The 25,207-nt window shown below is 70.8% G+C and carries 21 protein-coding genes and 1 tRNA gene; 15 read left to right on the forward strand and 7 right to left on the reverse strand.

Annotated elements, in window-relative coordinates:
* Positions 1–7: 7 nt before the first annotated feature.
* The 7 genes from aroH (at position 8) to BLT76_RS23730 (ending at position 5,039) form a co-directional block, all read left to right on the forward strand.
* Entirely contained in the window at positions 8–397 is a 390-nt protein-coding gene (gene aroH / locus BLT76_RS23700; protein ID WP_090860788.1) for a chorismate mutase, read from the forward strand.
* Complete coding sequence (locus BLT76_RS23705; RefSeq protein WP_090860789.1) at positions 390–1,451, forward strand: prephenate dehydrogenase; 1,062 nt, start codon at positions 390–392, stop codon at positions 1,449–1,451. The genes aroH and BLT76_RS23705 overlap by 8 nt, the downstream gene beginning before the upstream one ends.
* Before the next feature lie 11 nt (positions 1,452–1,462).
* Positions 1,463–2,155, forward strand: coding sequence for a (d)CMP kinase (gene cmk / locus BLT76_RS23710; RefSeq protein ID WP_090860790.1), 693 nt, complete (start codon positions 1,463–1,465; stop codon positions 2,153–2,155).
* The gene (locus tag BLT76_RS23715) at positions 2,152–2,904 is read left to right on the forward strand and encodes a lysophospholipid acyltransferase family protein (protein WP_244509549.1); all 753 of its coding nucleotides are present in this window, start codon (positions 2,152–2,154) and stop codon (positions 2,902–2,904) included. The genes cmk and BLT76_RS23715 overlap by 4 nt, the downstream gene beginning before the upstream one ends.
* Entirely contained in the window at positions 2,901–4,274 is a 1,374-nt protein-coding gene (gene der, locus BLT76_RS23720; protein WP_090860791.1) for a ribosome biogenesis GTPase Der, read from the forward strand. The genes BLT76_RS23715 and der overlap by 4 nt, the downstream gene beginning before the upstream one ends.
* A gap of 61 nt (positions 4,275–4,335) precedes the next feature.
* Positions 4,336–4,884: a DinB family protein gene (locus tag BLT76_RS23725; protein WP_090860792.1), complete on the forward strand. Its 549-nt coding sequence runs from the start codon at positions 4,336–4,338 to the stop codon at positions 4,882–4,884.
* Positions 4,885–4,965: 81 nt separating this feature from the next.
* Positions 4,966–5,039 (forward strand) — tRNA-Pro (locus tag BLT76_RS23730).
* 34 nt (positions 5,040–5,073) lie between these two features.
* On the opposite strand, the gene BLT76_RS23735 is transcribed toward BLT76_RS23730, so the two are convergent.
* The 7 genes from BLT76_RS23735 to BLT76_RS23765 all read right to left on the reverse strand — a co-directional run bounded on the left by BLT76_RS23735 (position 5,074) and on the right by BLT76_RS23765 (position 14,833).
* A complete protein-coding gene (locus tag BLT76_RS23735; RefSeq protein WP_090860793.1) occupies positions 5,074–6,123 on the reverse strand; it encodes an HAD family hydrolase in 1,050 nt (349 codons plus the stop codon).
* Positions 6,120–7,382, reverse strand: coding sequence for a PucR-like N-terminal domain-containing protein (locus tag BLT76_RS23740; RefSeq protein WP_090860794.1), 1,263 nt, complete (start codon positions 7,380–7,382; stop codon positions 6,120–6,122). Before BLT76_RS23740 ends, BLT76_RS23735 begins: the two co-directional genes overlap by 4 nt.
* 367 nt (positions 7,383–7,749) lie before the next feature.
* Complete coding sequence (locus tag BLT76_RS26010; protein ID WP_090860795.1) at positions 7,750–8,763, reverse strand: hypothetical protein; 1,014 nt, start codon at positions 8,761–8,763, stop codon at positions 7,750–7,752.
* A gap of 466 nt (positions 8,764–9,229) precedes the next feature.
* The gene (locus BLT76_RS23750; protein ID WP_090860796.1) at positions 9,230–11,170 is read right to left on the reverse strand and encodes a copper amine oxidase; all 1,941 of its coding nucleotides are present in this window, start codon (positions 11,168–11,170) and stop codon (positions 9,230–9,232) included.
* Positions 11,160–11,957 (reverse strand): hypothetical protein, encoded by a 798-nt coding sequence (locus BLT76_RS23755; RefSeq protein WP_090860797.1) that lies wholly within the window; start codon positions 11,955–11,957, stop codon positions 11,160–11,162. Before BLT76_RS23755 ends, BLT76_RS23750 begins: the two co-directional genes overlap by 11 nt.
* 101 nt (positions 11,958–12,058) lie before the next feature.
* On the reverse strand, positions 12,059–13,864 hold the full coding sequence (locus BLT76_RS23760) for an Ig-like domain repeat protein (protein WP_090860798.1): 1,806 nt from the start codon (positions 13,862–13,864) through the stop codon (positions 12,059–12,061).
* A gap of 225 nt (positions 13,865–14,089) precedes the next feature.
* A complete protein-coding gene (locus BLT76_RS23765; RefSeq protein WP_090860799.1) occupies positions 14,090–14,833 on the reverse strand; it encodes a hypothetical protein in 744 nt (247 codons plus the stop codon).
* A 333-nt stretch (positions 14,834–15,166) separates the two neighbouring features.
* Between BLT76_RS23765 and BLT76_RS23770 the strand changes: the two genes are divergently transcribed.
* The 8 genes from BLT76_RS23770 (at position 15,167) to BLT76_RS23810 (ending at position 25,199) form a co-directional block, all read left to right on the forward strand.
* Positions 15,167–16,840, forward strand: a complete 1,674-nt coding sequence (locus BLT76_RS23770) for an RCC1 domain-containing protein (RefSeq protein ID WP_139175833.1) — start codon at positions 15,167–15,169, stop codon at positions 16,838–16,840.
* Positions 16,841–17,088: 248 nt separating this feature from the next.
* Positions 17,089–17,832 carry a hypothetical protein gene (locus tag BLT76_RS23775; protein WP_090860801.1) on the forward strand — a complete coding sequence of 248 codons (744 nt, stop codon included), beginning with the start codon at positions 17,089–17,091 and terminating at the stop codon, positions 17,830–17,832.
* A gap of 113 nt (positions 17,833–17,945) precedes the next feature.
* Entirely contained in the window at positions 17,946–18,941 is a 996-nt protein-coding gene (locus tag BLT76_RS23780) for a hypothetical protein (protein ID WP_139175836.1), read from the forward strand.
* A gap of 233 nt (positions 18,942–19,174) precedes the next feature.
* A complete protein-coding gene (locus BLT76_RS26710) occupies positions 19,175–20,917 on the forward strand; it encodes an ABC transporter permease (protein ID WP_425287103.1) in 1,743 nt (580 codons plus the stop codon).
* Position 20,918: 1 nt separating this feature from the next.
* Positions 20,919–21,764, forward strand: a complete 846-nt coding sequence (locus tag BLT76_RS23795; RefSeq protein ID WP_244509550.1) for an MlaE family ABC transporter permease — start codon at positions 20,919–20,921, stop codon at positions 21,762–21,764.
* Positions 21,761–23,113 carry an MCE family protein gene (locus BLT76_RS23800; RefSeq protein WP_090860803.1) on the forward strand — a complete coding sequence of 451 codons (1,353 nt, stop codon included), beginning with the start codon at positions 21,761–21,763 and terminating at the stop codon, positions 23,111–23,113. Before BLT76_RS23795 ends, BLT76_RS23800 begins: the two co-directional genes overlap by 4 nt.
* Complete coding sequence (locus tag BLT76_RS23805) at positions 23,110–24,186, forward strand: MCE family protein (RefSeq protein ID WP_090860804.1); 1,077 nt, start codon at positions 23,110–23,112, stop codon at positions 24,184–24,186. Before BLT76_RS23800 ends, BLT76_RS23805 begins: the two co-directional genes overlap by 4 nt.
* Positions 24,186–25,199, forward strand: coding sequence for an MCE family protein (locus tag BLT76_RS23810; RefSeq protein WP_090860805.1), 1,014 nt, complete (start codon positions 24,186–24,188; stop codon positions 25,197–25,199). The genes BLT76_RS23805 and BLT76_RS23810 overlap by 1 nt, the downstream gene beginning before the upstream one ends.
* The last annotated feature ends 8 nt before the right edge of the window (positions 25,200–25,207 follow it).

A 25,207-nucleotide genomic window follows, 5' to 3' on the forward strand; every position in this document is an offset into this window, starting at 1 on the left:
TCGCGATGTGGCAGTGAGAGCAGTGCGTGGCGCGACCCAGCTGGACGAGGACGTCCGCGAGCAGATGCTCGACCGGGTGGCCGAGATGGTCACCGACGTGATGACGTCCAACGGACTCGAGGTCGACGACTTCATCTCGGTGATCTTCACCGCGACCTCCGACCTGGTCTCGGAGTTCCCGGCGTACGCCGCTCGCCAGCTCGGGTTCGGCGAGGTGCCGTTGATCTGCGCCCGCGAGCTCGAGATCGCGGGCTCGATGCCGCGTGTGGTCCGGATGATGGCGCATGTCGAGACCGACCTGCCGAAGTCCGACATCACCCACGTCTACCTGCACGGCGCCGCCGCGCTGCGCCGCGACCTGACCCGGACCAGGTCCGTCCCCGACGCGGATGAGTGAGCTCGTCGGGCCGGTCGAGATCGTCGGCACCGGCCTGCTCGGCACGTCCATCGGCCTGGCCTGCCGCCGCGCCGGCCTCGAGGTGCTGCTGTCCGACTCGTCGCCGGAGCACGTCCGGACCGCCTCCGGGCTGGGTGCGGGCCGTCCGCGCACCGACGACGACCGTCCGCAGCTGGTCGTGGTCGCGGTCCCACCCGATCACTTGGGCACGGTGATCGCGACCGCCCTGCGGGAGACGGACGCGGTTGTGACCGATGTCGGCTCGGTGAAGTCCGGGCCGCTGAGCGCGGTGGCTGGCGAGCCGCGCGCCCACCGGTACGTCGGCAGCCACCCGATGGCCGGCAGTGAGCGTTCCGGCCCGCTGGCCGGGTCCGGCTCGCTCTTCGACGGCCGCCCCTGGGCGATCACCCCGCACACCGGGTCGGACCCGGACGCCGTCGAGCTGGTCGAGGAGCTGGTCCGGCTCTGCGGCGCCGTACCCGTGTGGCTGACGCCGGCGGAGCACGACCGGGCCGTGGCCCGGACCTCGCACGTCCCGCACCTGCTGGCCAGCCTCGTCGCGGCCCGGCTGGCCGACGGACCCGAGAACCACCTGGCGCTGTCCGGCCAGGGCGTCCGCGACGTCACCCGGGTGGCTGCGGGCGACCCGCGCCTCTACGGGCAGATCGTCAGCGCGAACGCGGAGGCGGTGCTCGCGCTGCTCGGCGAGGTCCGCACCGAGCTGGACCGGGTGATCGACGCGGTCGGCAGCGGGGACCGTACGGCGCTGCAGGGGATGCTCGAGCAGGGCGTGGCGGGCACCCAGGCGATCCCGGGCAAGCACGGAGGGCCCGTCCGGCCGATGCGCTCCGTGTGGGTGTCGGTGCCCGACCACCCAGGCGAGCTGGCCCGGCTGCTGGCCGACGCGGTGGCCAGCGAGGTCAACATCGAGGACATCCGGATCGACCACGACCCGGGCCGTCCGGTCGGACTGGTCGAGCTGGTCGTCGAGGAGCGACGCGCCGAGCACCTGCTCACGTCCCTCGAGTCCCGCGACTGGGTCACCCACCGGTAGGCTGCGGGCCCGTGAGCACCCCCTCGGCCCGCACCCGCACCGGCCTCGTCGTCGCCATCGACGGCCCCTCGGGGTCGGGCAAGTCCAGCACGTCGCGCGGCGTCGCCGACCGGCTCGGCCTGCGCTACCTCGACACCGGAGCGATGTTCCGGGCCGTCACGTGGTGGATGCTGCGCGCCGGCGTCGACGTCCAGGACGCTGCGGCCGTCGCGGCCCGGGTGCCGGAGCTCGAGGTCAAGTCGGGCACGGACCCGCTCGCCCCGACCATCGAGGTCGGCGGGACCGACGTCGCGGTCGAGATCCGCTCCGACGAGGTCAACGCGGCGGTGTCCCCGGTCAGCGCCGTCCCCGAGGTGCGCGCGTGGCTGCTGGAGCTGCAGCGTGCGGTCATCGCCGAGGAGGCCGCGCTCGGCGGCATCGTCGTCGAGGGTCGCGACATCGGCTCCGTGGTCGCTCCCGACGCGCAGGTGAAGGTCTACCTGACCGCCGATCCCGCTGCCCGAGCGCTGCGCCGGGCCGCCGAGGAGGGCGGGACCGACGTCGCCGCCACCGAGCAGTCGCTGCTCGCTCGCGACAAGATCGACTCCGGCCGGGCCACGGCGCCGCTGGTGAGGGCCGATGGTGCCGCTCACCTCGACACCACGCACCACACGCTGGACGAGGTGATCGACCAGGTCGTCGCCCTCGTGGACCGGGTGGCGTGAGCGACCACGGCTCGCTGCCCCGCAGCGACCGCACCCGCTTCCCGTGGCGGTTCATGCTCCACGGGCTCCGCCCGATCTCGGGCTGGCTGATCCGTCGGCGCTACGACGTGCGCCTCCACGGGCTCGACCTGGTCCCCGCCGAGGGACCGGTCCTGTTCGCCGCCAACCACACCGGCGTGATGGACGGGCCACTGCTGGCGGTCTACGCGCCGCGGCCGGTCCACGTGTTCACGAAGGAGGAGATGTTCGACGGCCCGCTCGGGACGTTCCTCGTCCTCTCCGGCCAGATCCGCCTCGACCGGTTCAACACCGACCCGCGTGCGGTGCGCCAGATGCTCCGCGTGCTGCGCGACGGCGCGGCCGGCGGCATCTTCCCGGAGGGCCGCCGCGGGAGCGGTGAGCTAGACCGCTTCCACCGCGGTACGGCGTACCTCGCGATGGTCGCGGGAGCCTCTGTCGTGCCCGTCGTGATGATCGGCACGCGCGAGCCGGGCGGCAGGAGTGGCTCATTGCCCCCGAAGGGTGCGACCATCGACATCGTCTTCGGCGCGCCGTACACCGTCCCTGCGGTGGAGTGGCCGCGGACGAAGGAACAAGTCGAGCACACCTCGATGTTGCTGAGGGAGCACCTCCTGGTGCACCTCGACCATGCCAAGGCGCTGACCGGCCGTGAGCTGCCCGGCGAGCTGCCGCCTGGCGATCTCGACCCCGACCCCGCTACCGGGGTCACCGACCAAGGAGCACCATGACCGCCGGACCCGACCTGCCCGTCGACGACTCGTCCCCGGACGAGCCGCTGGGGCCGGTGCCCGTCCTCGCTGTCGTGGGTCGCCCCAACGTCGGCAAGTCGACGCTCGTCAACCGCATCATCGGCCGTCGTGAGGCCGTCGTCGAGGACGTCCCGGGCGTGACCCGCGACCGCGTCTCGTACGACGCCAACTGGGCCGGTCGCGCCTTCACCGTCGTCGACACCGGCGGCTGGGACCCCGACGCCCGGGGCCTGGCCCACATGATCTCGACCCAGGCCGAGCTGGCCGTCCAGTTGGCCGACGCCGTGCTGTTCGTGGTCGACGCGACCGTCGGCATCACCGACGGCGACGCGGCCGTCGTCAAGATCCTGCGCGCGTCGGGCAAGCCCGTCGTGCTGGCCGCCAACAAGGTCGACGACCAGCGCACCGAGACCGAGGCGTACGGCCTGTGGAACCTCGGGCTCGGCGAGCCGTTCCCGGTCTCCGCGCTGCACGGGCGCGGCTCGGGCGACATGCTCGACGCCGTCCTGGCCGCGCTGCCCGAGACCCCGCCGGAGACCGTCGGCGAGGTCGCCGGCGGCCCGCGCCGGATCGCCATCGTCGGTCGCCCGAACGTCGGCAAGTCCTCGCTGCTCAACAAGCTGGCGGGGGAGGAGCGGGTGGTCGTCGACAACGCAGCCGGCACCACCGTCGACCCGGTGGACGAGCTGATCGAGCTGGGCGGCAAGACCTGGCGGTTCATCGACACCGCCGGCATCCGCAAGCGGGTCAAGACCGCCTCCGGCCACGAGTACTACGCGTCGTTGCGCACCTCGACCGCCATCGACCGCGCCGAGGTGGCGGTCCTGGTCGTCGACGGCGGCGAGTCGCTGTCCGAGCAGGACATGCGGATCATCCAGACCGTCCGCGACGCCGGCCGCGCGCTGGTGATCGCGTTCAACAAGTGGGACCTGGTCGACGAGGAGCGTCGCTACTACCTGGAGCGCGAGGTCGAGCGCGACCTGGTCCAGGTCCAGTGGGCCCCGCGGATCAACATCACCGCCCGCACCGGCTGGCACGTCGACCGGCTGGTCCCGGCGCTCGACAAGGCGCTGGCCGGCTGGGAGACCCGGGTCGGCACCGGCACGCTCAACAACTTCCTGGGCCGCCTGGTCGCCGAGCACCCCCACCCGGTGCGCAGCGGCAAGCAGCCCAAGGTGCTCTTCGGCACCCAGGCGTCGACGGCGCCGCCGATGTTCATCCTGTTCACCAGCGGCAAGCTGGACGCGTCGTACGAGCGGTTCATCGAGCGCCGGCTGCGCGAGGAGTTCGGCTTCGTCGGCACCCCGATCGTGCTCCAGCAGCGGCCGCGGGAGAAGCGCAAGCGGTAGAACCCTGGACCGGGGTGGATTGAGGACAGGAACTGACCGCAGCGGTTCCTAGCCTGGTCCTATGACGACCACCGACACCCCCGCCCTGACCTCCGAGCGCGCCGACCTGCTGGACGCGCTGCACAAGCACCGCGACCTGTTCCGCCACACCGTCCAGGGACTCTCCGACGACCTGGCCGCGTCCCGTCCGACCGTCAGCGAGCTCTGCCTCGGCGGCCTCGTCAAGCACGTGACCGCGGTGGAGGGGCAGTGGTGCGACTTCATCACCGACGGCCCCGCCGTCCAGCCCGACGTCGACTGGGCGAACATCGACTGGTCCAACCCACCGGCCGAGGTGATCGCCTACCAGAACGGCTTCCGGATGGTCGAGGGCGAGACGCTCGCGGGCCTGCTGGCGTCGTACGACGAGGCTGCGGCCACGACCGACGAGCTGCTCCGCCACGTCGACCTGGACGCCCGCCAGCCGCTCCCGGCTGCGCCCTGGAACCCGCCCGGCGCGAGCTGGTCGGCCCGCCGGGTCTTCGTGCACCTGGTCGCCGAGACCGCTCAGCACGCTGGCCACGCCGACATCCTGCGCGAGACGATCGACGGCCAGAAGTCGATGGGCTGACACACCCCGGCCCGATTCCAGGTCCCCGCGCACCCTGCGGTAGTGTTCACGCGGTTTCCGGTGCACGTGGCCGGGACCGTTCGGGCTGTAGCGCAGCTTGGTAGCGCACTTGACTGGGGGTCAAGGGGTCGCAGGTTCAAATCCTGTCAGCCCGACCGAAGAAAATGCAGGTCAGAGGCCGTCTCCCGCCTAGCGGGAGGCGGCCTCTTCCTCGTCCGCCTGGAGGTCGGTGAAGCCCCAGACCGCGGTCAGGGCGACGCCGAGCCAGGCGAGTGCCGCGAGGGCGAGCGCGACCAGGGGCACGAGGAGTCCCAGGACGGCGAGGGGCAGCAGCACCAGGACGAGCCCGCAGGCGACGACGGCGGCCCGTCGGCGGCTGCGGTGCAGGCAGAGGGTGAGGGCCACGGCGTGGGCCAGGGTGTCGGCCGCGCCGTTGCCGGTCGCGACCGCGCCCCGGTGGGGGGCCGGGCCCGCCGGGCCGTGGGTCACGACGACCAGGGTGGTGGTGCCGTCGGGCTCGGTCCGGACCAGTCCGACTGTGGCGCCGCCCGCCGCCAGGTCGTCGGCGACCCGGGCGGGATCGGTGGCGGCGTGCCACACCGTGCTCGCCGCGAGCCGCGCCACCCGGGCGACGGCCTCCTCGCTGCCGGGAGAGACCAGCACCGGGGGCGTGCCGATCGTGCGGAGTCGCTCCAGCTGCCGGCAGGCGTCGGCGCGGACCTCGTCGGCCACGGTGATCCGGCCGAGCGGGCGGTGGTCGACCTCGACGGCCACCATGGTGCCGACGGTCGCCTGCTCCAGGGTCTCGTCGTGGCCGATCCAGGCCGGCTCGCCGACCCGGACGGGGTGGCGGTCCACGGAGCCCCGGATGCCGCGGCCCGGCTCCTGTGCGACGTCCGTGACCCGGCCGCGCCCGGCCAGCTTCGCCAGGGCGTGGCCCACGGGGTCGTCGTACGAGTGGGCGAGGGCACCGGCGAACCAGCGCAGGTTCCGCTCGTGGTCGGGATCGGTGGGCTGCACGTCGGTGACGACGAGGTGGCCGGTGGTGAGGCTGGTCAACGGGTCCAGGACCAGGGTCTGGACCTGCGGCCACAGGGCGGGCGCCTCCGACGAGATGGTGCCGACCCCGAGCCTGCGTCCGACGTGGCGCGCCATCCACCAGGGCAGGAGGAGGGCGACCAGGAGTGCGACCGGTGCCGCCAGCAGCACGATGCCGACCGGGAGCAGGACGGCGTTCATACGCCCAGGTCGCGGGTGTCGCGGAACAGCTCGAAGTCGCTCTGGTCGCCGCCCTTCCACATGGGAACGCTGGCCTTCAGGACCAGGGTCATCTGGAGGATGAACTCCGGGTCGCGCAGCGCTTCGCCGAAGAGCTCGTTGAGGCGGCGCCACCGGTAGCGGACGGTCTGGGGATGGATGTCGAGCTTGGCCGCGATGGCCGGGGCGCTGTCGCGGGTCTCGAGCCAGACCAGCAGGGTCTCGGTGAGGATCTCGCGGGAGTTGGGTGCCTCGGCGAGCAGCGGCTCGAGGAGGTCCTGGCACAACCGCCGGCGCATGGACGGCTCGGCGTGCAGCCACAGCTGGGTCACGTGCTCGTCGCAGCGCACCACCGGCGTCGGCGGGATCACGCCCGCCTGGACGAGGTCGAGCGCGCGGATCGTCCACAGCATCGCGGTGCCGGACTCGGCTGCGGGGACCGGCCAGCTGATCACGACCCGGCGATCGCTCCCGGAGCGCTCGAACTGGCCGGCCAACTCGCCGGCCAGCGGTGCCGCGCACAGCACCTGGAGGCGCTGCCCGTCGCGCGCCCACAGCACGTCGGACCGGTCGGGTACGTCGGGGCTGTCGCCATGGAAGGAGACCGCGAGGGCGACGGTCTGGTCGGGGACCGGCCAGCCGGCCCGCTCGGCGAGGTCGGCAAGCCGGGTGCGGTCGACGCCGAGGGGGGCGAGCGGCGAGACCCGTCCCGCGGAGGCGGTGCGGAAGAACCGGAGCAGTTCCTGACGGGCCCGCTGGCCCTCGAACTGCGGACGGTCCGCGCGGAGCGCGTGTCCGGCGAGCAGCTCGGCGCGCAGGTGGTCGGCGTACTCGAGGAGGTCGAGGGTCACGTCGCGCAGGGCCTTCGCGGTCAGCCCCTTGGCGACGGCGTAGTCGCAGAGGTGGCGCCAGGCGGCCCGGGAGGCCACCCCGAGCGCGGCCTCCAGGTTGTCGGTCGTGTTGCCGGACTCGGCCTCGCCCCAGCCCATCCGGTGGAACAGCACGTCCACCTTGCGCTGGGCGGAGTGGCGGCGCGAGGTGTCGAGGTAGCCCTCGACGGCGGCGTTGGCCGCCATCAGCATCAGCTGGTGGCGGCGGCCGCCGTCGGGGCCGGCGTACGCCGGGACCTCGGCGCGGACCTGGGCGACGATGGGATCGGCCATCTTCAGCAGCACCGGGCGGAACGGGTGGCTGCTCAGGGAGATGACCGGCTCCGGGGCCAGCACGGGGCTGTCGGTCATGTCCGCGGCCTCGTCCGGCTCGGACTGGTCCTGTGGCTCGTGGGGGGTGTGCTCACCAGGTTCCTCCTCAGCTCGACGCCGATGCGGTTCGTCACCTGTCATCAAGGGGTTCATGAAAACTAGGTCCTCGCCGACGCCCTGTCAGCGGAATCCCGGCGATCCTCGCGAGGTGGTGGTCGGGCCGACCGTGGGACACCCGAGGGGTGCCCCACGGCGGGCGGGCGGAGACCCGGACTCCAGGTCCTCTCGAGGCGATCGGGGAGGGTGACGCTCGACAGGTCCGCGAGCCGGATTCATCCACTCCGAGCCGGTCTGCGGCAAGGGTGCACCGGCAGAGCAGCCCCGAAGTTGCGACGCGCATCACAAATCAGACCCCGGTGGGCGGGGTCACCGCGTCGTCGGGGCCGGCTGACGACCGGTCCAGACGACGCTTCACCCGAGTGTGGTGGCTCAACTCCACCGTCCAGAGTCGGGCCAGGTCGGGGAGCACGGAGGCCAGGGCGACCAGCTTGGTCGACGAGGGCTCGTGCTGCACGGGCTCCAGGGGCACGAGGTGGTGGCGCAACGTCGAGATCGAGATGTTGAGCGCCCTGGCGTGCTCCTTCAGCGTCGACGAGGAGTGGGCGAGGACGCGGTGGAAGCTGCGCGCCATCTCCAGGCGCAGGGGGAGCGGGGTGTTGAGCAGCGGGCGCAGGTAGGGGGTCAGCTGCTCCAGGAGGCCGAGGGGGAGATGGGCGGCGAGGTCCAGGGGGGTCGGCGGCTGCCACGTGACGGGGCCGGGCGGGTGAATCCAGCCCAGGCGGGCCATCCGGGCGACTAGGAGCGCGGACTCGTAGGTGTCGACGAGCTCGTCGGGCGAGACGGGGCCGGCGTGGACGGTGAGCGGACCGAGGTCCGGCAGGTCGGCGGCCACCCTCGGGAAGGCCGTCGGGTGCAGGAACACCAGGTGGTCCCTGGCCCTCAGGGTGACGGCGGGGGAGGACGTGGTGCTCTCCACGGTGGCGATCGAGTCACCGGCTGCCTGGTCGGTGGCGGCCTGCACGGTCACGTAGACCTGGTGGATGCTGTGACCGAAGTGCTGGGCGAGCTCGTAGTAGAGGTACGGCGCGACGTCGTCGGGGACCCTGGTCGGGTCGAGGTCGCCCGGGCGCGGGTGGCGGCCCGCCCGGCCCTGGACTGCGGCTCGCAGGTGCGCGACGTACCGGTCGAGGCACCCGAGCAGGGCGTCCGCCTGGCTCTGCAGGACGAGGTCCTGGTCGACCTGGTGGCGGATCGCTGCGTCGACCGCCGCGGTCAGGTGCTCGGGAGTGGTCGCCCCCAGTCGCGCCCGGACCTCGGGTCGCCCGAGCCGGGCGAAGTACTGGGCGGCCGGTGGGTCCACGCACCCCTGACCGGCAACGAGCAGAGTGAACTCGTGCACTCCGGCGCAGATCGCGGGCCGGACGATCTTCAGAGCCTGAGGACTCAACGGCGCCCCCACCGCACCGGTCAGGTGTCGGAGGGCCCAGCGCTGGGTCCTGGGCGAGGTGGCCAGAGCGGCTGCGCCCGCGCCCGGGGCCAGCCGATCCGTCCCGAGGCTGGTGCGTAGCTGACGCGCATGGTCTCGACCACCCGAGGGTGAGGCGTGAGGCATGTCGACTCCTTCTCGGCAGCAGGGGGTGTGCCGTGTGCCGTCCCGGTATCGGGTCGTACGTCTCGCGCCGGGGCGACTGAACGTCACTCTGCCGACAACGTCACCCGTCGGCATCAATTTCTGTGACGGTCGTCACCAGAATGCTCACCTGCATGACAACTTTTGACCGCCTGGAGGCCGATACCCCCCTTGGTATCGGCCGGAGAGGTCGCCCTCAGCGAAGGCGGAGTGCTCGTCGGGTCGGCAGGTAGCGCTCGTCACCCCGGTAGCGGACGACGACGCGCACCTTCCGCACGGCCATCGCCCTCGGCAGGAGTACCACCGCCTGCCCCTTCCGCAGGCTCAGGATGCGCTTCCATCCGCCCGGACCACGGACCACCACCGTGCCCGTGGCCGCGCCGGCCCGACCGCGCACCCGGATGCGCAGGCGGGGATGGCTCTCACGGGACGCGGCGAGGCCGAGGTGGACAGCGATTCGTGGGGGCTGCGGGTGGGTGGTGGGCTGGGTGGTGGGCTGGGTGGTGGGCGACGGGCCGGGGCGGCTCGGGACCAGGAGCTCCGCGGACGTCGCCGTACCCGGGACGAGGCGGTAGCCGCTCGCGTCGACCCGCACCTGGAGGCGATGGCCCTGGTCGGCGGTGGTGACGGTGTGCCCCAGCCCGTGGGAGCCCATGATGGGCTGGCCGTCGCGCAGCCATTGGACCTGGAAGCTGAGCGGGGACCGGGTCGCCCGCCAGGCGCCATGACCTGTGCGTAGGACCGTCCCGACGGTGATGGGCGTGGCGTCGGGCACGACCTGGGGCGGCACGACGTTGATCGCCGCACACGAGCCGGTGTCGGTCACGGGGCCTCCGTTGACGCAGGAGCGCTCAGGCGGGGTGGTCGCCTGCTGGGCGAGCAGGTCACGGGGGACGAGCGAGAACTCCTGCCAGTGCGTCGGCATCGGGGACTGGTCCTCGTCGCGGTCGATGTGGTGGAAGCCGACGTTGACCCAGGCCACGGGATCGGTCAGCGGCGCGGTCTCGGCCGCGACGTAGTCGGGAACTGACAGACCGGGGCAACCGACGTTGAGGTTGTCCGAGGCGTACTCCTGGCATGCGTGGTCATTGGTGAAGCTGACCTTCGGACGGGTCAGGGCGTCGTGGGGGTTCTGGATGGCCTCGTTGACGATCTCGTAGGAGCGTGGGTGGCCGTCGCGGTTGACGGACGTGGGGTTCAGCACCCGCCACCAGGTCTGCGGGTCGGCGTCGTCAGGGGCCTGGAAGGCCTCGGTCCGGGTGGTGCCGACCCCTTCGAGCCGTGCGGGCTGCAGCGGGTCGGTCTGCTCGTAGTCCCACTGCTCCACCTGTTGGTCGCCGGAGCCGATGCCGAAGTCGACGCGGTAGACGGCGTTGTGCCAGTGCGAGGTGGCGTACGTCGTGGGATCTACGGAGTCCGGGCCGATCGGCCACCCGGTGGTGGGGTCCTCGGGGTAGAAGACCTCCTGGGGGGCGAGGTCACCGGTGGCGCCGAGACCGACGGTGATGGCGCCCTGGTCGCTGAGGGTGATCTTCTGCTGGTACTCGTACCAGCTGATCTTGGTGACCGACGAGATCTCGAGGGACCGGCCCTGCTGGACGTAGCGATCGTCGCCGGGGTCGTTCGACTCGTGGCTGGCCCACCCGAGACCGTCCGCAACCTCGGTCAGGCAGATCCCGGGGATGGTCCGCTCGACCAGCTGGGGTCCGAACATGAAGGCCTGCTCCACCGGGAGGGTGGACCCCGGACACAGCTGGTCGTCCTGGGCGAGGAGCTGGTAGTCCCCGAAGCCGTAGCCGGTGATGTCGTTGAAGGCCATCGCACCGCTGTCGTAGGGGACGACGAGCTGGGCGAGGTAGAGGGAGTCGACGACGGGCAACCACCCCTCCGTCTCGCGCGCTCCGGTGGCCGGGCGGAACTGCAGCTGTTCCAGGACCAGGCCCTTGATCGGGTCGATCCGTGCGCACATCCGCCAGGCCGACCCCGACGCGAGGGTGCGGGTGACCTCCGCGGACCCGCAGCCGAGCCCGGGCTCGGCCGGCGCAACGACCATCGAGGCGTACGCCGGGACGGCCGTCGCCGTGGGTGCGGCCAGGGCGAGGCCGAGGACCAGGGGGATCAGCCGGTCAGTCCTCATGACGGTGGTCCTCCTGCTCGGCGGGCAGCACGGCGCCCGCGCTGAGGTCGACGACGATGTCGTGGGTGTCGAGGTACTCACCGGTCGGGAGCGCCACCAGCAGCTGTACGCAGCGGTGTCGTCCGCAGACGTCGGTGACGGGGGCGGCGAGCGCCTCCGCGGCGGGTCGCCAGACCCCGGCGACGGCCGAGACCTGGTCGGCGGTGAGAAGTGGGGCGTTGTTCAGCTCCCGGTATTCGACGACGAACGTCGGGGCGGGCTCTGCCGTGATGGCGAGTTCCAGGGCGATGGCGGTCTCGGCCTCGGTGGGCGGCAGCTGGAGGCCGGAGGCGTGCTGATCGCTCACGACCTCTCCAGCGCCGAGGTCGAGGAGCAGCTGGTGGAGCTCGTCGGTGGCGTAGTCGTAGGCGGTGACGACGACCAGCCGCGCGGCGGTGCGATCGGCGAGCGCCGGCAGATCCGCGGAGATCAGCTCGCCGCCGGGCTCTCGACGGACGTCGCGAGCGGTGTCGGGCAGGGCCTCGCGTGCGAGACGGAAGGCGTAGCCGCGCTCGGCACTGCTCAACGGCTCGTGAGGGCCACGGAGCGGGGGCGCGGCCTCGGGCAGCGACCCATCGCCGACTGTCCGGAAGGGAGCTCCTTCCTCGGTTCCGGGCATCGGGTCGGCAGCGACGAGCTCGCCGGGGGCCGCCCAGGTGGGCAGCAGCACGGCGCAGAGCACGCCGGCCGCAGCCACGGCGACGGCGCCCAGCGCGGCGCCGCGCTGGCGAGGTGTGGAGGTGGTCATGACTTCTCCTGTTCGCGGTGGCCGGACGACGCTCCGGCAACGAGGTCGGGGCCGGGGCGCACCCCGAGGTGAGCCCCGGCCCCGGCCGGTCGGGTGGTCGCTCAGACCTTGAGCTTCACCTTGGTGCGGGCGGCGGCGACGTTGGCGTTGCCGGCGTACTTGACGGTGGCGGTGTGCTTGCCGCGCTTGACCGTCTTGAAGGTGGCTGTGGCCTTGCCCTTCGCGTTCACCCTCACGGTGAGCTTCTTCTCGCCCTTGAGCGCGATGGTGACCTTGCCGGCCGGGGAGACGCCTCGGGGGGCCTTGACCGTGATGGTGACCGACACCCTCTTGGCGGTCTTCTTGGTCTTGCCGGTGGCCTTGGCCTTCCCCGAGACCTTGGCAACGGCCTTGGCGACGCTGATGGTGACCGGGGTCGCGGTGGAAGGCTCCGTGGTGGAGTCGCCGCCGTAGGAGGCAGTGATCCGGTGGCTGCCGGCGGCCAGCGTGGTGGGCAGGGTCCACGTGGCCTTGCCGCCGGCGAGCGGCTTGGACACGGTGGTGGCACCCAGCGTGAAGGCGACCGAGCCGGTCGGGGTGCCGGTCGAGCCGACCGTCGCCGTGACGGTGCGAGCCGTCCCGACGGCGCCCTTGGCCGGGCTGACGCTGAGCGTCGTCGTCGAGGCGACGACCGCCGGGGTCACCGCTCCGGTCGGCACCGAGGAGGAGATCACCGTGTCGTCGCCGCGGGTGGCGGTGCTGCGGTAGCTGATCGCCTTGCCCAGCTGAGCGGCGGTCAGGGGCAGCGTGGTGCCGGTCTGACCCTCGATCGGCGCGTCGCCGGCGTACCACTGGCCGGTGGCGGGAGCATCGGGCGTCAGCGAGAAGGTGGCCGGCGTGGCGGTCAGCGTCTCGCCGACGGTGGGCTCGCCGGCGACCGTGGGCTTGGTCAGGTCACGGAAGGTGATCGCGATGGCCGCGACGTGGAAGTTGCCCACGACGACCGCCGACGCGGGTCGGTCCTCGAGCGTGCTCGGGACGGTGGCCATCGGTGCGGCGGAACCCCACCCGTGCACCTGGCCGTCGGCGGTCACGGCTGCGGCGTTGCCCGACCAGAGGCCGAGGCTGATGACCTTCTGGGCCGCTGTGGTGCCGTCGAAGGCCGGCTCGCCGGACGGGACGCTCGAACCCCAGATCTCGATGGTGCCGTCCTCGAAGACGACGCCGCTTCGGCTCGGTCCGGTGGCGATCCTCACGACCTTCTTGCCGCCGAAGTCGGGGACGGCGTCCACCGCAGGGCCCGGGTTGCCCCAGGTCGCGATGGTGCCGTCGGCGCGCAGGGCGATGATGTGGGAGAGGCTCGCCGACACGTCCACCAGACCGCTCAGGCCCTCGGGCGGGGTGATCGCGGGGGTGGTGCCCCAGACCGCGAGCGTGCCGTCGGTCCGCACGGCGAAGCCGGTGCCGAGACCTCCCTGCACCGCGACGGCCTTGGCCCGCAGGTCGGTCGGCACCTGGCTCACGGGAGCCGGGTCGATCCCGACCGGGGCGCCCCAGCCGGTGATCCGGCCGTCCTGGTGGAGGACGGCGCCGTTGTTGGACGAGATCGAGATCGCGACGGCACCGGTGATCCCAGACGGGACCTCTTCGGCCTCGGCGGCGCCGGCGGCGCCCCACACCCGGACGTGGCCGTCGAGCGTGACCGCGCCCGTGGCCCGGTTGGAGGCAGCGATCGAGAGGACCGGCTGCGTGAGGTCCGAGGGAACCGCGAGCGCGGGTCCGCCGTTGGGGTTCTCAGGGTCCCCCCAGGCGATCACGGTCCCGGCTCCGGCCGGGTCCGGGACGGGTACGGCGAGCGCCGGGACGCTCGCGATTCCGAGAGCAAGGGCGCTGGACACCGTGGTGGCCAGAAGTGTGCGCAATCGCATGGTCAGTTTCTCCCAGATCGATGGAGGCGGTTCCCTCCCAGGTGAGCGCCGATCTTGCTGACCGACGTACGGCTGCGGTGAAGTTCGGACGAAAATCGCGCAAGACGGGGCTGGAAGTTGTGATGGTCCTCACAAACGCGACGTGCTCACGTCACAGCCCGGACGGACCGGTGGCCCGGCAACAGCACGCTGTCGCCGGGCCACCGGGTAGTGGTGCGGGATGGGTCAGTTGTAGAAGTTGATGCCGCGGCCGGTGGTGCCGGCGGTGACCTTCACGTTGAACCGGATGTTGTTCAGCGTGATCGAGCCACCGTTGGTGACCAGGCCCAGGCAGCCGAAGCTCGGGCTGCGGGTGGTGAGGCCGGTGCCCTTCAGGACGATGTCCTGGTAGGTGACGCCACTCACGGTCTTGATGGCCTCGTCGAAGTTGACGCCCATCGTGCCGAGCACGTGGAAGGTGCAGGCGCCCAGGACGGTCACCCGGAGGCAGGGCCCGGTGGGGGCCGCGACGTTGGGGATCGAGGCCGACCCGTTCACGTTGCCGATCTTGGCGCCCTTGGGCTCACCGGTGTCGACGTAGTCGAGGTCGTGCACGTTGTCGTCGACCATGTTCACGTTGATGCGGCACGAAGCGTTGTTGACCAGCGTGATCACGGCATCGTCGCCGAGCGGCGAGTCGCAGGTGATGCTGAGCGAGCTGAACCGGAACTGCGGCGCGGTGTTCGGTCCGCGGTCGACGTCTCCGGCGACGGTGCCGCCGATACAGCCGGCGGTGAAGCCCGCGAAGGTGGCGGTGCCGGACTTGAAGATGCCGTTGACGGGCACGGTGCCGGTGGTCCGGACGCCGTTCACGTCGACGCCGGCGATCGAACCGGACACGCCGGTGGCCTGGGCCATGCCCGAGCTCAGCGTCATCAGTCCGGCCGTCAGGACTGCGGCGCCGAGGGTGAGTACCTTGCGCAGATTCATGGGGGATCCTTGCCTTCAGGTGGTGGGTGCCTGATTGACACCTGACGGCAGGATGTGATGCCGAACACGCACTCGCCAGCCATCGGGGCTCGGTTCCGCGAGAAGCAACGATTTTCGGTCGACTTGTGTCCGCAGGGTTGTCGGACGACCTCTCGGTGCGCTATTCGGCGCCCGGAACGATCGATCGCACACGGCCTTTAGTCACCTGGGTGACAAGTTCTGGATCTCCCTTGGCTCAGTTCGCGCATCCCCGGGCGCGACGTAGCTGCCGGACCTACGTTGTGGCCCGGGTCACGTCACGGGTGTGGCCTTGACGAGCTACGGAGGAGAGCGATGCAGACACGGTGGCGCACGGCCGGAATGGTGGCCGGTGTGGCGGGGTTGCTGATGGGTGCGGCGGCGGTGGTGCCGGCATCGGCCGAGGTCGAGGAACCGGGCCCGGGGCCACTGTCGGTCGCGGGGAGGTCAGTCCCACTGGCACTGGCAGGGGAGCTGGTGGTGTGGGGAGAAGACACCTATGGGCAGGGGAGCGTCCCTGCGGAGTACGCGAATATCGCGTTCTCCCAAGTGCTCCCTGTAGATGACGCCGTGCTGGCGTTGACCGCGGGCGGTCGGGTGGTGGGCTGGGGAGGGAATCAGTTCCGGGTCCAGCAGATTCCGACCGTGGTGACTGCGGAGAAGGTGGCGCAGATCGCCTACTCGCCCAGTGGCTACGGCGGTGCGGTCACGCGTGACGGCCGAGTGCTGGTCTGGGGACCCAAGCGCGCCCGGCCGACCCCCCTCGACGTCCCAGCGGGGCTCACGGGTGTGACACAGCTGGACCTCCGCGAGGAGCTGGCGGTGGCGGTGAAGGGCGACGGAACCGTCGTGGCCTGGGGCGGCCCGGCGAACGGGGTGACAGACGTACCCCCAGGTCTGCGTGCTTCGCAGATTCTCCAGGACGGTTTCACGGTGACCGCCCTGACCACGGACGGCTCCATTGTCCAGTGGGGGGCTCTGCAGGGGATGCAGGGTCGCCCGGCGGCGACCTCGGAGCCCGGCAGCGTGAAGGCCATCGCGCGCCGATATGCGGGAGTCCTGGCCTGGCTGGCCGACGACTCGCTGGTCACCTGGGGCAACCCGGGAAATCAGATGCCGTTGCCGGCCACGGTCGCCGCAGCGGACCCGCTGCTGTTGGGACACAGCAACAGCCCGGGATTCGTGATGGTCGATCGCGACCGGGTCATCCATCAGTGGGCATCCGGTGCAGACGGCGGCCAGCCTCCTTTCGGTGAGGCGCCCGAGGGTCTGCCCGACGGATTGAGCGGGCGCCCGATCTCACACCTCACGCTCGGCAACGACTTCTCCCCGACAACCAACCTGATGTCAGGCGGTGCGATCGTCACTCGACTCTTGCCTGCCGACGCGCCCCGGCTCTCTGGGACGGCGAAGGTCGGCTCGGTGGTCACCGGAGTACCCGGTGTGTTCTCGGCGAGCCCCGAGTCGGTTGCGAGCCAGTGGCTCGTGGGCGGCGTGCCGGTGTCCGGTGCCGGTGGTCCGCTGACGGTCACGTCCGGCATGGTCGGCAAGACCATCGCCTACCGGTCGACAGCGACCAAGACCGGTGAGCCGTCGGTGAGCTCGACCTCGGTCTCGGTGGTCGTGCCGAAGGCGACCCCGCCGGCGCCTCAGCAGGTGTCCTCGTCGACCCGGGTGGTCTCGGTGAAGGTGGCGAAGAGGGCAGCCAAACTCGACGTGAGCGGCAAGGTCGGTGCGTCTCGCTCGCCCGCCGGGCGGGCCGTGGTCACGATCCTGAAGGGCCGGAAGGTCATCGTGTCCAAGACCGTGACGGTGGCGGCGAGCGGTGCGCTGAAGCTGTCGGTCAAGAAGTTCGGGAAGCTGTCGATCAAGAAGACCCGGTCGAAGTCCAGGACCGGCTACCGAGGTGCCTACACCGTCACGATCAAGTACCTGGGCACTCCGCGAGTCAAGGGCAGCGCTGGGGTGAAGAAGTTCAAGGTGAAGTAGCCCGCCCCTCGGCTCCAAGGTGGTGGTCGGCCCATTCCGGGGCCGGCCACCACCTTTTCGCCTTCATCAGGAACCCGCCTTTTGCACGATCGCGCTGGCGCCTGGCAAGGCATCGGAGAAGGAAGAGCGGAAATCGCTCGACCTTCTCGTGGGGCCCGGCATCCTCTGGCGACCCTCGCCGCGGAGCGGCAGGCTGGCGCCGGGGCCGTCGCCCGGCGTACCTGCCGCCTCCCGCAAGGAGCAGAACCATGAACCTGCGCACTATCCTCACCCTCGGTGCGGCCGCGATGGTCACCGGATTCCTGGCGTTGGGCTCTGGCCAGGTCCAGGCCGTGACCCCGCACGGTCCAATCTCGGGCGTCGACGTGAACGACGTCCGAGCCACCGGCACCGTTCCCGTCAACGGCATCTTCAAGTCCGGCGGCGCGACCTTCGGCGGCTTCACCGTGGGCTGCATTGGCGGCACCGTCGGGGGCGAGGTGGACCGCGGTCCGAACACGGCACCGCAGCTCCGGTTCGGTTCGCTCAGTGTCGCCTGCGACTCGTGGTGGGGTGATGACGCCGTGATCACGCTGGTCAACGATGCCGCTTGCCGCGTCGTTGTGACCATGGCCGACTCGATCGTCCACGACACCAACGCGGTCGACTCCGGCGCCACAGCAGGTGGCGATCCGTCGGATGTGGACGGCTCGGCGTCCATCCCGGTCGTGGCTGCTCCGACGGGACCCTGCCTGCGCGTCTCGATCCTGGGCGGTTGCTCCTTCCACGTGCTCGGGACGATGGGTGTCGACTTCGACGAGGCCATCAAGACCGTCAGCGGTGTCACCTACCAGGACATCGTCCTGAAAGGCACCGGCCTGACCACCCGGAGCCCGAGCTTCGGCTGCCTGGGCCTGGTCACCAACGGCGGCACGATCGTGTTGAACAACATCCGGTTCAACCTGAAGGTCACCGCTGGCACCATCGGCCGCGGCATCAACTTCTACCACTGACCACCAGGCGCCGCCGCCAGCAGTTGTCACCGGCATCACAACTCGACAGCTCGGTTCGACGTGATCGAGACGAACCGCTTGTGTGGCCGTCGTCACGCCCCCAGGGTGAGCGCATGCGAACACGGATCCTGCTCCGCGGAGGTGTGGCGGCAGCGCTGGTGGCCCTGGTGATGTCAGGGGTTCAGTCCTCCCAGGCCGACGAGTGGTATCCGGGTCTGCCCGACGCGACCTTCGGAGCCTGGACCAATACGTCCCAGGGTGGACTGACCTACGCCACGCGGGCCAAGCAGTGGTTCCGCAGCCCGACGGGGATGGCCGTCAGCGAGGTGTTCTTCGGGAACCAAGACGGTGAGCCAGGCAGGAACTGGGTCCGGGGACAGGCCTACTTCGTGTCACCGCAGGGGGCTCCCGCCACCTACGGGTATCTGGAATCGATGACGGTTCGCTCGGTCGGCTTCGGAATGATGCCGGTGGAGGCGACGATCCAGGTGAGTCAGCGGCGCGAGGACGGCTATCCGATTCCCTTTGACATCACGATGCGGAATCGACTTGTTCGATATCCCGGATCGGATCGCCTGGACCGATCCTACGAGGCGGCTGCGATCAACGACAGTGTCAATGTCCGGGTCCTCGCGGTCCGCATCGACGGGGTGGACCTGGAGCTCGACGGGGACTGTCGGACCCGCGAGCCAGCGCCCGTGAGCCTGCTGAGCCCGGCCTACGTTATCGAGGACGCGTATCGCACGACGAACACGATCGAAGACTGGTATCGAACCCAGGATCCCGCGACCTACTTTCATCCCAGTTGGGGCGGACAGCTGAGCGGCACCATCACGATTCCGCCGTTCACCGGCTGCACGACTTCCGCTGGCGACGACCTGTCCGACCTGCTGACGCTCTCTGCGTCCGGACCCGACAACCCGATCTCCGCGCGGGCCGGGTGGCCCTGTGTCCTCAGGGTGAACGGTGCCCAATCGCCGATGCCGCCAGGCGTGTCGAGTCCCAAACTGGGCTCCGCTGCCGGTGGAGAAACGCAGTTCGGTGGGCGGGTGACGGACGGCTGTGTGGGCGTCAAGCCCTTCGCCTATCCCGCTCGCGAGGACGACTGACACTAATCGGCAGCGGCATGTTGTCACTCACGTCACAACATGCGGCGCTCGTTGTCCTCGATCTTCCCGTTCCTGTCTGACCTGCTTACCAGACGCTGCAGGCTGTCCTCGATGAACGGTGATCGGCGTCACACGACACCGCGGGAGACCGCTGCCTGTCCGACATCTCAACTCGGTCCCTCGGGGCCACCCCTACGAACCCAGGAGGACCTCCCGTGGGTGGATCCGTCGAAGTGACCGGACTCAGCAAGACGTACGGCCGGCAGAACATCTGGCACGACGTCACGCTGACCCTGCCCCCCGGTGAGATCACCGCGATGATGGGGCCCTCCGGCACCGGCAAGTCGGTCTTCCTGAAGTCGATCATCGGGCTGACCAAGCCCGAGGAGGGCCAGGTGCTGATCGACGGGGTCGACATGGTCTCGGCCCGGGAGTCGCGACGCCTCGAGCTCCGCAAGAAGTTCGGGGTGCTCTTCCAGGACGGCGCGCTCTTCGGCTCGATGAACGTCTTCGACAACGTGGCCTTCCCACTGCGCGAGCACACGAAGTTCAACGAGTCGAAGGTGCGCGAGGTGGTGATGGAGAAGCTCGACATGGTCGGGCTGGTCGGGCAGGAGCACAAGCTGCCGGGCGAGATCTCCGGCGGCATGAAGAAGCGGGCCGGCCTGGCTCGCTCGCTGGTCACCGACCCCGAGATCATTCTCATCGACGAGCCCGACTCGGGCCTCGACCCGGTGCGGACGTCGAACCTCGCCGAGTTGCTCATCGAGGTCAACGCCGCCACCGACGCGACCATGCTGGTCGTCACCCACAACATCGAGCTCGCGCGGACGCTGCCCGACAACCTCGGCATGCTCTACCGGCGCGAGCTGGTGATGTTCGGGCCGCGCGAGGAGTTCCTGGTCACCGACCACCCGGTGGTCAGCCAGTTCATGAGCGGCGACCCGGACGGGCCGATCGGGATGAGCGAGGAGGCCGACCACCGTCGTACGGAGCCGGTCAACTACGACGATGAGCCGTACCCCGGCGGGTCGATGGTGCACACCGCCGCCCGGGCGATCGAGGTGCTGCCGCGTCAGCTCCAGCCGCGCTCCGGCGCGGTGCGCGCGAGCGGCGAGCGGCACCGGCAGCGGGTCACGTCGGGAGCGGCGAGCCTCTATGTCGCCGACGACGAGGAGACCGACCGAGACCGGTCCCTGCGCCGGCCACCCTTCCCCGTCCGGGCGCTCGACGCGACCGGGCACCTCTTCTCCCTCGCCCTCGACACCGTGCGGGCGACCTTCCGCCGGCCGTTCTCGGCGGCCGAGCTGCTCCAGCAGTTCTGGTTCGTCGTCAGCGTCTCCTGGGTGCCGGCCATGCTCATCTCCATCCCGCTCGGCGCGGTGATCGCACTGCAGCTCGGGACGCTGACCAAGCAGATCGGCGCCGAGTCGTTCACCGGCGCGGCCAGCGTGCTGGCGGTCGTCCAGCAGGCATCGCCGATCGTGACCACGCTGGTCATCGCGGGCGCCGGCGGTGCGGCCATCTGCGCCGAGATCGGCTCGCGCACCATCCGCGACGAGATCGACGCGATGAAGGTGATGGGCCTCGACCCGGTGCAGCGCCTCGTCGTACCCCGAGTCCTGGCGTGCGTGATGGCCGCGGTGCTGCTGAACGGCCTGGTCGCGGTGGTCGGCGTGCTCGGCGGCTACTTCTTCAACGTCGTCCTGCAAGGCGGTACGCCGGGCGCCTACCTGTCCAGCTTCACGGCCCTGGCCCAGATCTCCGACCTGTGGATCGGCGAGATCAAGGCGATCGTCTTCGGCTTCCTGGCCGGCGTGATCGCCTGCTACCGCGGGCTGAACACCGCACCCGGTCCCAAGGGCGTCGGCGACGCGGTCAACCAGTCCGTGGTCATCACCTTCCTGATGCTCTTCTTCGTCAACTTCGTGCTCACCGCGCTCTACCTGACGCTCGTCCCGATGAAGGGGGCCTGACGTGGCCGGCACCCGCTCCGCCTCACCCCCGGTCCGGATCTTCGGCCGGCCGGTGGGCCGCGTCGCCCGGCTCGGCCGGGACGTGCGCTTCTACGCCCAGGTCCTGATCGACATCCCACGGACCCTGCGGCACTACCCCAAGGAGGTGCTGCGGCTGCTCTCCGAGGTGAGCTTCGGCTCCGGGGCGCTGGCCGTCATCGGCGGCACCATCGGCGTGATGCTCGGCCTGACCCTCTCGGTCGGGTTCGTGGTCGGCATGCAGGGCTACGCCGCCCTCGACCAGATCGGGGCGTCGGCCCTCAACGGCTTCATCTCCGCCTACTTCAACACGCGCGAGGTGGCCCCGATGGTGGCCGCGCTGGCGCTGTCGGCCACGGTCGGCTCCGGCTTCACCGCCCAGCTCGGCGCGATGCGGATCAACGAGGAGGTCGACGCGCTCCGGGCGATGGCCGTCTCGCCGGTTCCCTACCTCATCACCACCCGGGTGATCGCCGGCTTCATCGCGATCATCCCGCTCTACGTCATCGGCCTGCTCACGTCGTACGGCGGGGCGCGGATGGTGACGGTCTTCGTCTACGGGCAGTCGGCCGGCACCTACGACCACTACTTCAACCTGTTCCTGCCGCCGATCGACATCCTGCTGTCGTTCGTGAAGGTGCTGATCTTCTCGGTGATGATCATCATGGTGCACTGCCGGATGGGCTACCAGGCCACCGGCGGGCCGGCCGGCGTGGGCGTCGCCGTGGGCCGCGCCGTACGACGCAGCCTGGTCTCGGTGGCCCTGCTCGACCTGATCCTGTCGATGGCGCTGTGGGGCGCCTCCACCACCGTGCGGATCGCCGGATGAGGCCCGGGAAGGCCCTCGACCTGCTGGTCGGCGTGCTGGCCCTGGCGGTGCTGGCCGGGCTGCTCACCGTGGCCTACCTGGCCTACGACCGGGCGCTGGTCCCGCACCGCGACGTCACGCTGCGCACCGACGTGGTCGGCAACGCGCTGAAGGTCGGCTCCGACGTGAAGTTCCAGGGCGTGCCGGTCGGGCAGGTCACCGAGATCAGCGCCACCGACGCCGGCGCCGACCTGGAGCTGGCCCTCGACCCCGAGACGCTCGACCTGGTGCCCGACAACGTGGTCGCGCGACTGCTGCCCAAGACCATGTTCGGCGAGCGGTACGTCGCCCTCGTGGTCCCCGCCGATCCGAGCAGCACCACGCTGCAGGCCGGCGACGTGATCCGGCAGGACGCCTCCGCCGAGGCGGCCGAGCTGCAGCAGGTCCTCGACGAACTGCTGCCCGTGCTCCGCGCGGTCCAGCCGGAGAAGCTGTCGGCGATGCTCGGCGAGTTCGCCGACATGCTCGACGGCCAGGGGGAGCGGCTCGGCGACGCGATGGTGGCCTGGTCGCGCTACGTCCGCAAGCTGGAGCCGCACGTGCCGCAGATGGCCGACGACCTGGCCTCCCTGGCCCGGGTCGCCGACCAGTGGCAGGTGGCCGCGCCCGACCTGGTCGACGCACTGGCCACGATGACCACGACCGCCTCGACGCTGGTCGACAAGCAGACCGAGCTGCGCGAGGTGTACGCCAGCGTCATCAGCTCCTCCGACACCACCCGCGGCTGGGTGGCGGACAACCACGACACCATCGTGGTCCTCAGCGAGGAGAGCAAGGCGGCACTGCGGGCGACCTCGCCGTACGCCTCGCAGTTCCCGTGCCTCTTCCGGGCCGTGGCCGGGATGAAGGACAAGATGGAGACGACCCTGGGCGTCGGCACCGACGAGCCCGGGATGCACGCGGTGCTGACGGTGATGCCGGCACGCAGCAAGTACCTCGCGAAGGACGACCAGGTCCGGTTCACCAAGGGCACCCCTGCGCCCCGCTGCCCCTACGTCACCGGCAAGGTCGGGACGAAGCCGCCCCGGGCGAGTGACCGGTCGGCCGACCTGGTGTGGCCGCAGACCGAGCGGACGACGAGGACTGCGGACACCGACGACCCCGAGCCGATCGGCCCGCCCCCCGGCAACGTCGCCCACTCCTACCTGACCGCGCTGAGCGGGCTCGGAGACGCCAACTCCCCGGGCGAGAACCAGCTGATCGCCGAGCTGGTCGCACCGACGCAAGGCCTGGCGCCCGACGACTACCCCCGCTGGAACAGCCTGCTCCTGGGCCCGGGCCTGCGGAACACGAAGGTGGTGCTGCAATGACGAAGGACGCCAACCACGGTCCCCTCTGGGTGATCGGGATCAAGAGTCTGGTCTTCACGGTCGTGACCGTGCTGGCCACCGGCATCCTGGCGATGACGATCCGCAACAGCTCGTCCGGCGAGGCCGTCGAGTACACCGCGGTCTTCGCCGACGCGACCAGCGTCAACCGGGGCGACGACGTCCGGGTGGCCGGGGTCAAGGTCGGCACCGTGCTCGACGTCGCGGTCACCGAGGGGCGGCTGGCCCGGGTGCGGTTCACGATCCGCAAGGGGGTGCCGGTCGAGCGGGGGGCGGTCATCCAGATCAACTTCCGCAACCTGGTGGGGCAGCGCTACCTCGCGATCAAGCAGCCCGGCTCGGACGCCGCGGGCACGACAGCCGGCGACCCGGTGCCGGCCAGTGCCGCCACGATGGTCGAGCCGGGGCACACCTTCGGGCTCGAGGAGACCCGGCCGGCGCTCAGCCTGACCGTCCTGTTCAACGGCTTCCGGCCGCTGATGAGGCTGCTCGACTCCGACGACGTGAACGCGCTCAGCGAGCAGATCCTGGCCGTGTTCCAGGGCGAGGCCGCCACGGTCGAGGGCCTGCTGGAGAGCACCGCCGGTCTGACCACGACGCTGGCGGAGAAGGACGAGGTGATCGGTCAGCTCATCACCAGCCTCAGCAGCGTGATGCAGACCGTGAACAGCCGGTCCGGCCAGCTCGACACCACGGTGCGGACGATGCAGCAGCTGGTGTCGGGCCTGGCCGCCGACCGCGCCGCGATCGGCGGGTCCATCGAGGGCCTGGGGGAGCTGACCGACCGGGTGGCCGGCCTGCTCGGTGACACCCGACCATCGGTCCGGCGCTCGATCGAGCATCTCGGCACGCTCTCCGAGACGCTCGACCAGCACAGCACCGACGTCGAGCGGTTCCTGAACCTGCTGCCCACCAAGCTGGACCGGATCGGCCGGACCGCCAGCTACGGCTCGTGGCTCAACTTCTACCTGTGCTCGATGGACGGACGGATCCCGCTGCCCGAGGGCTACATGGGCGACGTCGGGGTCAAGCCGGTCGCGGGAAGGTGCCGCTGATGTCCCGGTTCCCCCGCGCGTTCGCCGAGCGCAACCGTGTCGTGATCGCGGTGGTCGGCCTGCTCGTCCTGGGCGTCTCCTTCTACGCCGCGATGAACATGACCTCGCTCCCCGTCGTCGGGGAGGGCCGCGTGCACCAGGCGATCTTCGCCGAGGGCGGCGGCCTGCGACCCGGGGATGAGGTCCGGGTCGCCGGGGTGCGGGTCGGCGAGGTGACCGACGTGCGCCTCGAGGGCGACCAGGTGCGGGTCTACTTCCGCGCCAAGGACGTCGAGCTGCCATCGGCCACGACGGCCTCGATCGAGGTCAAGACCATGCTCGGCCAGAAGTACCTGGCCGTGGACCCGCTCGGTGAGGGCACCCTGGAGGGGGCGATCCCGCTGGAGCGCACCACCACGCCGTACGACGTGAACGCCGCGATCTCGGACTTCTCCACCGAGCTCAACGAGATCGACACCGTCCAGCTCGAGGAGAGCTTCGACGCGCTGGCGACGGCGTTCGAGGACACCCCCAAGTCGGTGCAGAAGATGGTCGGCGGGCTCACCGACCTGTCGCGCACCATCTCCTCGCGCGACTCCGAGCTGGCCGAGCTCCTCGACGCCACCCAGGGCGTGACCGGCACCCTCGCCGACCGCAACGACGAGCTGGCCGCGCTGTTCCAGGACGGCTCGGCGCTGCTCGGGGAGTTGCAGCACCGGCGCGAGGCCCTCCACTCCATGTGGCTGGGCGCCCGCGACCTCGGCACCCAGGTGCGGGGCCTGGTCGAGGACAACGACCGGACCCTGGCACCCGCCCTGGCCAAGCTCGACCGGGTCAGCGCGCTGCTCAACCGCAACCAGAAGAACCTCGACGACGCCCTCGGCAAGCTCGGGCCCTACTACCGGGTCCTGGCCTCGGCCACCGGCAACGGCCCCTGGGCCGACGCCTACCTGTGCGGACTGTTCGACCAGCTCGGCCTGCCCGAGCTCCGCAACGACGTCGTCCGCGACTGCAAGCCCGGAGGCAGCCAGTGATCAGCAAG

This window comes from Nocardioides lianchengensis, assembly GCF_900101465.1.
Classification (GTDB): Bacteria; Actinomycetota; Actinomycetes; order Propionibacteriales; family Nocardioidaceae; genus Nocardioides; species Nocardioides lianchengensis.